We start from the raw sequence: 13377 nt of genomic DNA on the forward strand, positions 1-13377 counted from the left end.
GAATAAAAGTTCCAAATTAATCCGCTAATAATTCTAAAAAATAAGGTATATCCTCTACGCATTATAACAAAGGAGGCCTTATGGGATTATTAATCGATGGTCAGTGGCATGATCAATGGTACGACACGGAGAAACACGGCGGCCGCTTTGTCCGCAGTGAATCACAGTTTCGACAAACGCTCGGGCCGCAAAGCGAATTCAGTGCCGAATCCGGACGTTATCACTTGTATGTATCTTACGCTTGTCCGTGGGCGCATCGGGCCTTAATCTTTCGGAAAATTAAACAGCTTGAATCTCACATCAGCGTATCAGCAGTGCATCCTTTGATGCTGGAAAATGGCTGGGAGTTCGATAGTGCCCCGCTAAACGATGGGTTGTACGACTATAATTACTTATACCAAGTCTATTTGCATGCCAAAGATGATTACACAGGACGGGTAACCGTACCGGTGTTGTGGGATAAGCAGCAACAAACGATCGTAAATAATGAATCGGCTGACATTATTCGTATCTTTAACAGCGCCTTTAATGCGCTGACCGGCAACAACGATGACTATTACCCGCCCACTTTACGTGAGCAAATAGACGAGGTAAATCAGTGGGTATATCAGGACATCAATAACGGTGTTTACCGGTGCGGTTTCGCCACCCGGCAAGACGCTTATGAAGAGGCTTTTGAGGCACTTTTTGCTGCCCTGGATCGGGTTGAAAATATCCTCCAGACGCAGGATTTTTTAGTTGCTGATGTACTGACTGAAGCGGACTGGCGCTTATTTACCACCCTGGTACGTTTTGATGCGGTTTACTTTAGCCACTTTAAAACAAATAAGCGTCGTATTCTGGATTACCCGAATACCTGGCGTTATGTCAGACGACTTTATCAGCACCCCGGAGTGTCCGATACTCTGGTCATGGATCATATCAAGCGACACTACTATGGCAGCCATAAAACAATTAACCCGACGCAGATTGTTCCGGTCGGTCCGCAACTGGATTTCATGCAGCCGCTGACGGAGGATGACTAATCGATGAGTACTGCAGTACAAGCTCGTTACCGGGGTATCCCCGCTCAGGATGGTGCAGGGGTTAAGCTCACTCGCATTATTAATCAGCCTGCGTTCAAAACGGCCGATCCGTTTTTGATGCTGGATGAATTTCGCTCGGATAATCCGGACGATTACATTGCCGGTTTTCCGCCGCATCCTCACCGCGGCTTTTGCACTCTGACTTACATGCTGGCCGGGCAGATGCAGCACAAGGACTCCGTTGGAAATAGCGGCTTAGTTGAAGCCGGCGGAGTGCAGTGGATGAAAGCAGCTAAAGGTATTATTCACGAGGAGATGCCGAAGCAGCAAGAAGGCTTGATGTGGGGCTTTCAGCTATGGATTAATCTGCCCGCCGCAGAAAAACTATCAGCGCCTGCCTGGTTCGACTATCCGGCGGATAAAATTCCGCAGATCCGGCAGCAAAACTACCTGGTCCGGGTTATTGCCGGTCAGCACCAGGAGCTGCGTGGCCCGGTGGAGGCAGCCGGCCGCAATTTATTATTACTGGATTATCAGCTGTCTTCAGCGACGAGTTTTTCGCTGGCCAGCCAGGGCCAGAAACAGCGTTTGCTGTATTGTTATCAGGGTTCGATAACGGTTGATAATGAAACCGTTGCAACGGGAGATTTACTGCAGCTGGACGCGGATGAGCCACTGCATATCAGCGCCCAGGGACAGGCCGGCTTTTTATTGTTGGCCGCGGAGCCGATTGGCGAACCGGTTGTACAATACGGACCTTTTGTGATGAACACGGCAACGGAAATTCAGCAGGCGATCCGTGACTACCAGAGCGGGCAGCTGGCAGCCAATCAAAAACTAGATTAAATCCAGCTTTTCGGCCTGTTGCTGCAGGTGTTCATAGCGTTGCTGGTGGCTGTCGGATAACGGCAGCCCCTGCAAATTGCGAAAACATTGGCTACACTCTTTTCGCAATAAGTGAACAGGTATCTTGCTAGTGTTCTCACAGTAACTGATAACAGTTTGCACGTAATTTAACGCGGCCCCACTGTTTAACGGCGCCATCTGACGGGCTTTTTTAAACAGCTCCAGCGCTTCTTTGTACTGATGCTGCCCGTACTGCCTAATCGCTTGTTGATGAACTTCACGAAATGCTTGTTCGGTTTGCTTGCTAAGCTGTCGCCGTTCTTCCAGCAGCTTTGTACTGTAGTCATCCAGCTGTTGACGGACATTAGCAGTATTTGCAAGTACTGCAGCCTTTTCAAATTCACCCAGATCCAGCAATACGATGATAACATCCACTAATAGCTCTTCGGGGATGGCTTCGGTTGTCGCCAGCTCACCGCCAACAGCCTGGTTCAGCAGCTGTTGAGCTTCACGCAGCCGACCATTAAAGGCGTCAATGCGAGAGCCCAGAAGCGCTTCAATTTTTTCATAGGGCAGCTCAGAATAAACCAGGTTGTCGTCATAGCGGGCGCGTTGCAGTTCCATGCTTGCTTCACTTTGGTATTTAGCAACTTGTTGCCGTGTCTCTGCATGTTCTGCAGCATCTAAAATGGCCCTCAGATAGTTGCACAGGTGCTGAACGTTACGATAGACCGATGAGCGGGCGATTTGTAAAATATTGTTCATTGCCTGCTTGGCTACTTCGTAATCGCCGTTATCACGGGCAATATGAGCCAGTTGATTTTGCCGTTCGATGGAAAACGGCGCCATACTGACCGATTCCCGCGCACTTTGCAGCGCTGGCTCAAGCTGCCCCAATTTAACCAGACTGCGTGTGATAATGTCCTGTGCTTCGATGGCATTGGGTACTTTTTTAATCACCTGAGTGGCAATATCCAGCGCCTCCTGAGGGCGTTGCTGCAAAAGTCGAGTCTCGGCAAGCTTTAACTCGGCCCAGGGCTGAGCGCTTTGTTGTAATAACGACTGAACAGCGGTTTCAGCTTGCTTTAATTGTTCGGTTTTGTTGAATAATTCAATTTGCAGGCGCTGGCAGTAATGGCTGTAACGCGTGCCGATCTCAACCTGTTGATGACAGGCATCAATGCACTGCTGATACTGCTGCTGATACAATGTTTTGAAAACCGGCTGCAATGCCATCCGTCGCTGGTATGCGCGGTTCAGGCGGGTACGCAATACATGTTGCGAAAAGGGTTTAGTCAGGTAATCATCAGGTTGCAGCTCAAGTGCGCTTAACACCATCGGCCGTGTATTGTCGCCGGTAATAATAATAAATACTGTTGTTGCTTTTAAAACCCCGCGTTGCTGCAACTCCTCAAGCACCTGACGGCCGTTTTTGCCGCGCCCCAGGTTATAGTCAACTAACATAATATCGAAGGGCTGCCGGATATAAGCGGCTATGCCGGCATCTCCGGTTCGTTTTGCCTGTACATCTTTAGCGCCTAAACTCATGAGCAGCCCCTTCAGCATCACCTGAAAGGCTTTTTGATCATCGATAATTAAAACCCGTTTGTCAGTCAGATCAATGGAATCGTTCATAAGTCTTAGCTGCTTCCTTAATGTCAACTCATGGTAAGCTAAAATATCGCTGATGTCTTTATCGACAAGCGCGCTTACTCTTTAATAAGTAAACACAGGATATGTTATGCAGATAGCCAGGATTAAAAACGAAGGTATCGAATGGCAGACACAGCAGACAGGCGCGTCTAAGCCGGCAGCAACCGAAGTCACCTTGCAAATAGCCTATGCTGGGGTTAACCGGGCCGACGTTATGCAGGTTGCGGGAGCCTATCCGCCACCGGCAGGTGCCTCTGATATTCCCGGACTGGAGTGCAGCGCAGTGGTAATGGCGGTAGGACAGCAGGTTACCAATCTTAAAGTGGGTCAGCGGGTCGCAGCACTGTTGTCGGCCGGAGGCTATGCTGAATCTGTCACCGTTGATGCACGACAGGTTTTGCCATTGCCCGATAACTGGACCTTGCAGGAAGGCGCGGGTTGGCTGGAAACTTTCGCCACTGCCCATTTAAATGTGTTTCAGTTAGCCAATTTAAAAGATGGCGAAGTGGTGTTTTCCTACGCCGGAGCCAGTGGCGTCGGCAGCTCACTAATTCAGTTGTGCAGGGAGCAGAAGAACCCAATTTATGCGGCAGTTGGCAGCGAGGAGAAGCGTCAATTCTGTCAGCAGTTGGGTGCTACAGGGGTGTTTAATCGCCATCAGCAAGATGTGCATACGCAACTCAAAGATATTGGTGGATTGGATGTGATTCTTAACCCGGTTGCCGGCGATAGCGTAAGTCGCGACCAGGAAATATTGCAGACAGACGGTCGCCTGATTGTTATTGGATTACTGGGAGGCCGCCATGGCCAGGTTGATTTTGGCCGTTTACTGATGAAGCGGCAACGACTGCTGGGATCTACCTTGCGATCTTTGTCTGCAGCAAAAAAAGGGCAGATATTAACAGCCTTATGGCAACAGTTTGGGCCGGCATTTGCGGCTCGTCGGGTGGTTCCCGTGATCGATAAGGTCTACAGCGCAGATACCATTAACGATGCCTTAGATTATCTTAAGGAGGACCAAAGCCAGGGTAAGGTGGTTGTTAAAATAGCTGATGTAGCCGACTGTGACAGTTAACTGCAAAAGAAGTGGTGGAGGGGGCAGGATTCGAACCTGCGAAGGCGGTGCCGTCAGATTTACAGTCTGATCCCTTTGGCCACTCGGGAACCCCTCCACACGAGGCGTGCATAATAGCAGCCTGACCGACTCTGTAAAGAGCAAAGCAAAAAAAGTTAATATTTTTTGCTGCCAGCCGATAACCAAGTTAATGATTTTGGCTATCGGCACGGTTTATGACAGTAGTATCCAGTGACAGTACCCAGGCGGTTTACCAGTATTTTGATCAGCAGGCGGCAACAGCTCTGGGTCATGGCCATGGCGCCGAATTTGCCTTGTGGCTGGCGGCGATGGGTGAACAGACTGTCGTTGAAGAGCCGCCGGAACAAATCAACTGGCAGCGCCAAATTGGTGCTGCGCAACCGCGGCCGCTGGGCTATGACCAACCTTATAAGCAAAGCAATGGTGTCTTTAATGACGTCAGCCAGTTAGCCGACTTTAAATTGCACGATGCTTTGCACCCACAGCCCCTGGCTGCCCGGAGTGACCCAGACCGTTTACCGCTGGAACTGGTTGCTAACCTTGACTGGCAAACTCTGAAGCGACAGAAGCGTAAACAGCAGCCGGAAAAACTGCCGGATCGGCACCGCGATCCCTCGCGGTTATATGAGGTATTGCAACAGTTAGGGATAGCCGCTGAGCCTCAGCTAATGTAAGCTAACAGCTATGTTTTTCCGGCAGTAAATCAAGCATCAGACTATGACCCGTGTCCACTGGCAGGACGATGAACGTATTGATGCGTTTATCGAGCATTTATGGCTTCACCATGGGGTCAGTGCCAACACTCAGTCGTCCTACCGCAGCGACTTGCGGCGCTACTGTGATTTTTTGAGCGACCACAAACTCAGATTGCTGGAAACATCCGCCGATATTTTGCAGGACTATTTGCTCTGGCGCCGCAGCCAGGGGCTGGCCCCCAGCAGCAGCTCGCGCTTTTTAAGTGCGATAAAAAAATTCAGTCAATTTGCCATGAAACAGGGCTGGCTAAGCGAAGATCCCAGTGCCCGACTGAGACGTCCGAAATTACCACAAAACATCCCTCATTCACTTAGTGAAGAGGATACTGAAGCTTTGCTGGCAGCGCCGGATACCGGCTCGGAACTTGGCCTACGCGACCGGGCAATGCTGGAATTGCTGTACGCCACCGGATTGCGGGTTACTGAACTGATTCGCCTGCAGTACGATCAGGTCTCTTTATCTCAGGGGCTGGTTCGAATTATTGGTAAAGGTGATAAAGAGCGGCTGGTGCCGCTGGGCCAAGAAGCGCTGGATTGGCTGCAACGCTACTTGCAGCATGGCCGGCCGGCGCTGTCGAATAAGCAAAGCCCATGGATTTTCATCACTCAACGCGGTACCTTACTTACCCGGCAGGCATTTTGGTACCGGATCAAACATTACGCTGTGCAGGCAGGTATCCGGAGCCATTTATCGCCGCATACGCTACGCCACGCTTTTGCAACCCATTTACTCAATCATGGCGCCGATTTACGAGTGCTGCAAATGTTGTTGGGGCACAGTGATTTATCAACCACACAAATTTATACGCAGGTAGCGCGTGAGCGATTGCAATCTTTGCATACGCAACACCATCCGCGCGGTTAAAAGAGGTCATTATGCGCAAAAAGATTTTTACTCACTTGTTTTTAACACTCGGCTTATCCGCATCTTTGTCGCTAGCGGCGCAGCAGCTGGACACATCAAAACTTGAAAAACTCGGTATTCAAGTTGGCGAGGTCAGTGAGACTTCAATTAGCGGTCTTTACCAGATCACGTCTAATCAGGGCATTTTTTATGTCTCGAAAGATGGCAACCGGCTGCTGGCAGGTAATCTTTTTGATTTAACCAAAGAGCAGCCCGAGAACCTGACCGAGCAGGCCATGGCCGAACTGCGCCAACAGCAATTGCAGCGCGTTGAAGATGAAATGGTGGTTTACCCGGCTTCTGATGAAAAATACGAAATTACCGTATTTACTGATACCACCTGCGGTTATTGTCAGCGTATGCATGAAAACCTCGGCCAGTATCTTGATCGCGGTATCACGGTACGCTACCTGGCTTTTCCGCGCGGCGGCATGAACAGCAAAGGTGGACGTGAACTGCAAACCGTCTGGTGCGCTGACGAGCCGGCAAAAGCCCTGACTAAATTAAAAAGTGGTGAGCAGGTCGACAGCCGCAGTTGTGATAATCCGGTCGCCAGCCATTATCGCATGGGTCAGGCCTTTGGGGTAACGGGTACACCGGCAATCGTACTGCCGGATGGTCGCATGCTTCCGGGTCTGCGTACGGCGGACGCTTTGGTTGAGCAAATGCAGTAATCAGGCAATGGCTGAATTTACCATAAAACGTTACGCTGCCGTTGACGACAGCCACCTGCCGCACAGTTTGCCGCCGCTATTACGGCAAATATACGCGCGTAGAGGTGTTACTGATGCTCAGCAGCTGCAATTAAGTGCCAGAGACTTAACCCATTTCAATCAGCTCCAGGGTGTCGAAGCAGCGGTCCAGTTGCTACTAAGCGCCCAGCAGCAACAAATCACTATTTGTGGTGATTTTGATGCCGACGGTGCAACGAGCACCGCATTAATGGTAACTGGCTTGCAGGAAATGGGCTTTCAGCGGGTTAATTATCGGGTACCGAACCGTATGACAGAAGGCTACGGGCTGTCAGTGTCTATGGTCGAGCAACTCGCGGCGCGTGGGACAGACATTATCATAACGGTGGATAATGGTATTGCCGCTAACGAGGCCGTTGCCCGTGCAGAGCAGCTGGGTGTGCGCGTGATCATCACAGACCACCACTTGCCTCCGGCCGACTTACCTGCCGCTGATGCCATTATAAACCCTAATCAGGACGGCTGTGTTTTCCCCAGTAAAAATTTAGCTGGTGTCGGAGTGGCCTTTTACTTGTTGTTGGCAATAAGGGCAGGGCTGCGGGAGCAGGGCTATCAGCCGCTGCCAAATTTAGCTGACTGGCTCGATTTAGTTGCGCTGGGCACTGTGGCTGATGTGGTGCCGCTGGATTACAATAACCGGATATTGGTTCATCAGGGGCTGGCGCGTATTCGCAGTGGCCGTTGCCGGACGGGTATCGCGGCATTGCTTGATGTTGCGGGGCGCCACCGCGAACAGTTACAGGCGGCAGATTTAGGCTTCGCGCTGGGACCAAGAATTAACGCAGCCGGGCGCCTGGACGATATTAGCCTTGGGATTGAGTGCCTTTTAGCTGAAGGACAGCGAGCGCAGGAGCTGGCCGCGCAGTTGGACAATCTGAACCGCGAGCGCCGTTCTATTGAAGGTGAAATGCGTGATCACGCTGAGCAAATTGTCGCCCGGTTACAGCTGGATAACGAGGGCCAGTGTCCTGACTTGATGACCCTGTACGAACCCGGCTGGCATGCCGGCGTTATTGGTATTGTCGCGGGCCGGGTAAAAGACCGGGTTAATCGGCCGGTCATCGTTTTTGCTGATGATGATGAACGGATGATTAAAGGGTCGGCACGTTCTATTGCAGGCCTGCATATCCGTGATTTACTGGAGCGTATCGATATTCTCAACCCGGGCCTAATAACCCGTTTTGGTGGTCATGCTATGGCGGCTGGGCTGACTTTGCCGAAAAACCACCTGCCTCAGTTTACCGCAGCTGCACAGGATCTTGCCGGACAATGGCTGACAGCCGAGCAAAAAGAGGCGGTATACTGGTCTGATGGCGAGTTACAGGATGAAGATTTAAATTTACAGTTTATCGGGCAACTGCAGCAAAGCGGCCCCTGGGGACAAAAGTTTCCGGAACCTGTATTTGACGGCGTATTTACAGTACTTTCTCAACGCATCGTCGGAAGCCAACATCTGAAACTGCAATTACAAACAGCCGCTGGCGGTGTTTTTGATGCCATTGCTTTTAATGTTGACACCCAATTATGGCCTGATCATTCGGTGAAATCCGTTGAATTACTGTATAAACCGCAGCTAAACCACTTTCGCGGGACAACAAAGGTCCAGTTGTTGGTAGAGCAAATGCGCGCTTTGCGCTAAACTGTGCGCCTTAAATTTTGCTAGCGGCTGACGGAACAAACATGTTTGAAACCAATGCAACTTATACTCTGATTAAAGATATGCGTGAGCGCTCTGAGGCGCTTAGGGGGTATCTTTGACTATGAGACAAAAACTGAGCGTTTAGAAGAGGTCACGCGCGAGCTGGAACAGCCGGAAATCTGGAATCAGCCGGAGAAAGCGCAGTCTCTGGGTAAAGAGCGGGCAGCGCTTGAACAGATATTAGATACCTTAAACAATCTCAAACAGGGCCTTGATGATGTAGAGGGATTGGTTGATTTAGCGGTAGAAGCCGAGGACGAACAAACCTTTACAGAAGCTGAAGAAGAGCTCGAAGACTTACTCAAACAACTGGAAAAGTTGGAATTTAGGCGCATGTTTTCGCGCGAAAATGATGATTCTGATTGCTATGTTGATGTCCAGTCAGGCTCCGGTGGCACCGAGGCGCAGGACTGGGCGAATATGCTGTTAAGAATGTATTTGCGCTGGGCAGAGAGTCACGGCTTTAGTACTGAAATTACCGAATTATCCGAAGGCGAGGTAGCCGGGATTAAATCAGCCACTGTCCGAATTGGCGGTGAATATGCCTATGGTTGGCTGCGCACGGAAACCGGAGTGCATCGGTTAGTGCGCAAATCGCCTTTCGATTCCGGTAACCGCCGGCATACCTCTTTTGCTTCGGTATTCGTTTACCCTGAAGTTGATGATGATATCGAGGTGGATATTGATCCTTCCGATCTGCGTATTGATACGTACCGGGCTTCGGGTGCCGGTGGCCAGCACGTTAACCGGACGGATTCGGCGGTGCGGATTACTCATGAACCATCCGGTATTGTGGTCCAGTGTCAGAGCGATCGTTCGCAGCATAAAAACCGTGACTCAGCGATGAAACAGCTAAAAGCAAAGTTGTTCGAAATGGAGTTACAAAAACAAAATGAAGACAAACAAGCATTAGAAGACAGTAAGTCCGATATTGGCTGGGGTAGCCAGATTCGCTCTTATGTACTTGATGATGCCCGTATCAAAGACCTGCGCACCGGTGTTGAGAACCGCAATACGCAAGTGGTCTTAGATGGTGCTCTTGATCCATTTATTGAAGCCAGTTTAAAAAGCGGCTTGTAAGCGACAGAACAGAGGAATAGTGAATATGACAGATAAATCGCAATCACCCGAAGTCGACGTTAATGAGCAAATTGCGCAACGTAAGACGAAGTTAGCGGCAATTCGTGACAAGGGCGTTGCGTTTCCTAATGATTTCCGTCGTGATGCGTTAGCCGCTGATTTGCAGCAAGAGTACGGCGAGCTAAGTAAAGAAGCATTAGCCGAGCAGGGCGTCCGCGTTAAAGTGGCCGGTCGCATGATGACGCGGCGTATTATGGGTAAAGCCAGCTTTGCCACTATTCAGGACATGAGCGCTAAAATCCAGTTATACGTCGCCCGCGACAATTTACCCGAAGGCTTTTATAACGCCGAATTTAAAAAATGGGATTTGGGCGATATTGTCGGAGCCAGTGGTGTATTGTTTAAAACCAACACCGGCGAACTCAGTGTACAGGTAGATGACGTGCGCTTGCTGACCAAGGCTTTAAGGCCACTGCCGGATAAGTTTCACGGTCTGTCGGATCAGGAAATGCGTTATCGCCAGCGTTACCTTGACCTGATCACCAACGATGCTTCGCGTAATACCTTTATTATTCGTTCCAAAGTTATTGATTATATTCGTCGTTTTTTAAGCGAACGTCAGTTTCTTGAAGTTGAAACACCAATGATGCAGACCATCCCCGGAGGCGCTGCGGCACGTCCTTTTTCAACGCACCATAATGCACTGGATATGGAGCTGTTTTTACGTATAGCGCCGGAGCTTTATCTGAAGCGGCTGGTTGTCGGCGGTTTTGAGAAAGTTTTTGAAATTAACCGCAATTTCCGTAACGAAGGCCTGTCGACTCGTCATAACCCGGAATTTACCATGCTGGAATTCTACTGGGGCTATGCCGATTATAACGATCTGATGGACTTAACTGAGCAAATGCTGCGTGGTGTCGCAGAATCAGTGTTGGGCAGCGCTGTATTTACCAGCCAGGGTTTTGACTACGATTTCGCACAGCCGTTTACCCGGATGACCGTACTGGAAGCCATTATTAAATATTTGCCAGAGGTGACGGTCGGGCAGCTACAAGAACTGGAGTCTGCCAGCGAAATTGCCCGTCAAAACGGCATTCAGGTGCAAAAGTCATGGGGCCTGGGGAAAATCCAAATCGAAATTTTTGAAGCCGTAGCCGAGCATCAGTTGATTCAGCCGACCTTCATTACTGCATACCCGGCGGAGGTATCGCCTCTTGCCCGGCGCAACGATGAAGATCCCTTTGTCACCGATCGTTTTGAATTTTTTGCCGGAGGCCGTGAATTGGCAAATGGCTTCTCCGAGCTTAACGATGCCGAAGACCAGGCTCAGCGTTTTCGCGAGCAGGTAGAGGCAAAAGAGGCCGGTGACGATGAAGCCATGTTTTACGATGAAGATTATGTTACCGCCTTAGAACACGGGATGCCGCCGACAGCCGGCGAGGGTATTGGTATCGATCGGCTGGTGATGCTATTAACCGATTCGCCTTCTATTCGGGATGTGTTGTTGTTCCCGCATATGCGGCCTAAAATCGATTAGGGAAGCGCGGAACTACTCGAGCTATGCAGTACCTGACTTTTGCTAGCCGGTTGGGCACCATGTTAGCCATTGCTGAAGGCAATCATTTGCTTGGGCTTTATTGCCAGGACCAGGCCAATTTGCCCGACTTAAGCGGGTTAACGGAAACTGGACAGCAGCGGGTACTGCATGACGTACAGCTCCAGGTATCAGAATACCTTAGTGGCGAGCGGCAGAGTTTCACTCTGCCTTTCGCGCTTAACGGGAGTCGCTTTCAGCAACAGGTGCTGCGCCAGTTACAGCGAATTAAGCTTGGGCAAACTCTGTCGTACAAACAGGTGGCGATGCAAATTGGGCGTCCGCAGAGCGTTCGGGCGGTTGCCAACGCGATTGCCCGTAATCCGTTAATGCTGCTGATCCCCTGTCATCGGGTAATTACCAGTAAGGGTCAGTTGGGTGGCTTTGCAGCAGGGGTGCAGCGAAAACAATGGCTACTGGAAAATGAAGGTGTGCGAGTTAACACGACGCTGAAATAAAAAAATACCGCCAGCTGCAGCAGCAGAGGCGGTATTCTGCAGGATTACCTTTCTGGCTTAATGATCTTCGCCGTCGGTATGCACGTGACCGTGCTCAAGTTCCTGTTCTGTTGCATCACGCACTTCAACAACTTCAACATCAAACTGTAAATCAGTACCTGCCAATGGGTGGTTACCGTCAACAGTGACTTCTTCGTCATTGACTTCAACGATGACAACGGACTGATCGCCCTGGTCAGTGCTGGCACGGAATTGCATGCCGGGTTGCACTTCGTTATCGCCGAATAAATTGCGTGGAACGGTTTGAATTAAACCTTCGTGACGCTCACCGTAGGCTTCGTCTGGCTTAATTTCTGCGCTGAATTTGTCACCTTCGGTTTTGCCTTCTAAGGCGTTTTCTAAACCGGGGATTAACATTCCACGACCGTGGATGAAACTCAGTGGATTGCCTTCCTTCGATTGATCCAAAGTCTGGCCGTCAGCAGTTTTTACTGTGTAGTTAATAGCCACAACTTTGTTTGGGGCAATTGCTTCGCTCATAAATAGTTAACCTAGTTGATACGGCAGTGAGTGTATTTCCAGGAGACTCGCCTCGTCACCACGAACCCGGACTGGAGTGCCTTTCTCGATATCTAAAGGCAGCACAGCCAACAGATCCTGCTGGTTTTCAGAACGGTTCACTGCCATAATGACCGTTCCCGTACGACGCCAATTATCACCAACCTTGCGTTCTAACTCAGTGCCAGGGACAATCGTTGCCGCCTCGCCGCTCAGTCGATACAAAGCCCGCTTTTGTCGACCCAAATATTTCATTCGGGCGATAGTTTCCTGGCCGATATAACATCCTTTGTCAAAACTGACTCCGCCCAGTGCCTGTAGATTTAACATTTGTGGCACAAACTGCTGACTGTTATCAGCGGTCAGCTGTGGACGGACCCGTTCAATTTCCAACGCATCCCAATAGGCCTGCGGATAGTCCGTAGAAATTGTTGCCGGACTCAGCAGCAAATATTGATTGGGCTGGGATCCGACTTTAAGTTGAAGCGTATTCTCATTAAGATCGGCAATAAACGCATCGGTTTCAGTACCAAATAAGCCGGTAATAAACCAGTCATCGCTGACATCTTCAATGTCGACCTTATTAAAAACACCATACTTTTTAAATTGCGCTAAAGAGCCGGCTATTGCACTGCGATGCATAATGAGCAAAAAACCCTGGCTTGAGGGCAGCAACCAAAAGTTGCTAAATGCCTTACCACTGGGTTCACAGTGTGCGCCGTATAAAAACGGATACTCCGCCAACTGCCGCAAATCGCAGGTCAGCTGGCTCTGCAAAAAGCCTTCGGCGTCTTCACCGCTTACGGCAATGATACCATAGTCATCCAGCTTTGCCGAAACGCAGGCCGGCATTTGCTCAACAAATGATGTTTCCAATGCAATCACAGGCTCTCCTTATTTGCGCACTTCATGCTAATATTAGGGTTCTGATATTTTTTTCAAGGCCGAGGTGAAATT

The 13377-nt window shown here is 50.0% G+C and carries 13 protein-coding genes and 1 tRNA gene; 10 read left to right on the forward strand and 4 right to left on the reverse strand.

Annotated elements, in window-relative coordinates:
- The first annotated feature begins 80 nt into the window (after positions 1–80).
- Positions 81–1025: a glutathione S-transferase family protein gene (locus LG288_RS04820; RefSeq protein WP_404402570.1), complete on the forward strand. Its 945-nt coding sequence runs from the start codon at positions 81–83 to the stop codon at positions 1023–1025.
- Positions 1026–1028: 3 nt separating this feature from the next.
- Entirely contained in the window at positions 1029–1871 is an 843-nt protein-coding gene (locus LG288_RS04825) for a pirin family protein (protein WP_404402572.1), read from the forward strand.
- Here LG288_RS04825 and LG288_RS04830 read toward each other — a convergent pair.
- Entirely contained in the window at positions 1863–3506 is a 1644-nt protein-coding gene (locus LG288_RS04830) for a response regulator (RefSeq protein WP_404402574.1), read from the reverse strand. The two genes, LG288_RS04825 and LG288_RS04830, sit on opposite strands and share 9 nt — an antisense overlap.
- Positions 3507–3612: 106 nt before the next feature.
- Here LG288_RS04830 and LG288_RS04835 point away from each other — a divergent pair, with 106 nt between their 5' ends.
- Positions 3613–4599 carry an NAD(P)H-quinone oxidoreductase gene (locus LG288_RS04835; RefSeq protein WP_404402576.1) on the forward strand — a complete coding sequence of 329 codons (987 nt, stop codon included), beginning with the start codon at positions 3613–3615 and terminating at the stop codon, positions 4597–4599.
- Between the two features lie 12 nt (positions 4600–4611).
- On the opposite strand, the gene LG288_RS04840 is transcribed toward LG288_RS04835, so the two are convergent.
- Positions 4612–4696: transfer RNA gene (locus LG288_RS04840), tRNA-Tyr, on the reverse strand.
- A 118-nt stretch (positions 4697–4814) separates the two neighbouring features.
- Here LG288_RS04840 and LG288_RS04845 point away from each other — a divergent pair.
- The 7 genes from LG288_RS04845 to LG288_RS04875 all read left to right on the forward strand — a co-directional run bounded on the left by LG288_RS04845 (position 4815) and on the right by LG288_RS04875 (position 11862).
- Positions 4815–5294, forward strand: a complete 480-nt coding sequence (locus LG288_RS04845) for a VC2046/SO_2500 family protein (protein WP_404402578.1) — start codon at positions 4815–4817, stop codon at positions 5292–5294.
- A gap of 43 nt (positions 5295–5337) precedes the next feature.
- A complete protein-coding gene (xerD, locus tag LG288_RS04850) occupies positions 5338–6240 on the forward strand; it encodes a site-specific tyrosine recombinase XerD (protein ID WP_404402580.1) in 903 nt (300 codons plus the stop codon).
- Positions 6241–6251: 11 nt separating this feature from the next.
- Positions 6252–6953: a bifunctional protein-disulfide isomerase/oxidoreductase DsbC gene (dsbC, locus tag LG288_RS04855; protein WP_404402582.1), complete on the forward strand. Its 702-nt coding sequence runs from the start codon at positions 6252–6254 to the stop codon at positions 6951–6953.
- A 7-nt stretch (positions 6954–6960) separates the two neighbouring features.
- Positions 6961–8670 (forward strand): single-stranded-DNA-specific exonuclease RecJ, encoded by a 1710-nt coding sequence (recJ, locus tag LG288_RS04860; RefSeq protein ID WP_404402584.1) that lies wholly within the window; start codon positions 6961–6963, stop codon positions 8668–8670.
- A 41-nt stretch (positions 8671–8711) separates the two neighbouring features.
- Positions 8712–9810, forward strand: a protein-coding gene (gene prfB, locus LG288_RS04865; RefSeq protein ID WP_404402586.1) for a peptide chain release factor 2 whose coding sequence is annotated in 2 segments (ribosomal slippage) — positions 8712–8786 and positions 8788–9810 — 1098 coding nt in all. Because the reading frame shifts where the segments join, the coding sequence is not laid out codon by codon here.
- Positions 9811–9835: 25 nt separating this feature from the next.
- Entirely contained in the window at positions 9836–11347 is a 1512-nt protein-coding gene (gene lysS, locus LG288_RS04870; protein WP_404402588.1) for a lysine--tRNA ligase, read from the forward strand.
- 23 nt (positions 11348–11370) lie between these two features.
- Positions 11371–11862, forward strand: a complete 492-nt coding sequence (locus tag LG288_RS04875; RefSeq protein WP_404402590.1) for a methylated-DNA--[protein]-cysteine S-methyltransferase — start codon at positions 11371–11373, stop codon at positions 11860–11862.
- A 57-nt stretch (positions 11863–11919) separates the two neighbouring features.
- On the opposite strand, the gene LG288_RS04880 is transcribed toward LG288_RS04875, so the two are convergent.
- Both LG288_RS04880 and LG288_RS04885 read right to left on the reverse strand, forming a co-directional pair.
- A complete protein-coding gene (locus tag LG288_RS04880; RefSeq protein WP_404402592.1) occupies positions 11920–12402 on the reverse strand; it encodes a peptidylprolyl isomerase in 483 nt (160 codons plus the stop codon).
- Positions 12403–12408: 6 nt separating this feature from the next.
- Positions 12409–13305, reverse strand: a complete 897-nt coding sequence (locus LG288_RS04885) for a YgfZ/GcvT domain-containing protein (protein ID WP_404402594.1) — start codon at positions 13303–13305, stop codon at positions 12409–12411.
- Positions 13306–13377: the final 72 nt, after the last annotated feature.

The sequence above is a fragment of the Idiomarina seosinensis genome (genome assembly GCF_044797955.1).
In the GTDB taxonomy this organism is placed as follows: domain Bacteria; phylum Pseudomonadota; class Gammaproteobacteria; order Enterobacterales; family Alteromonadaceae; genus Idiomarina; species Idiomarina seosinensis_A.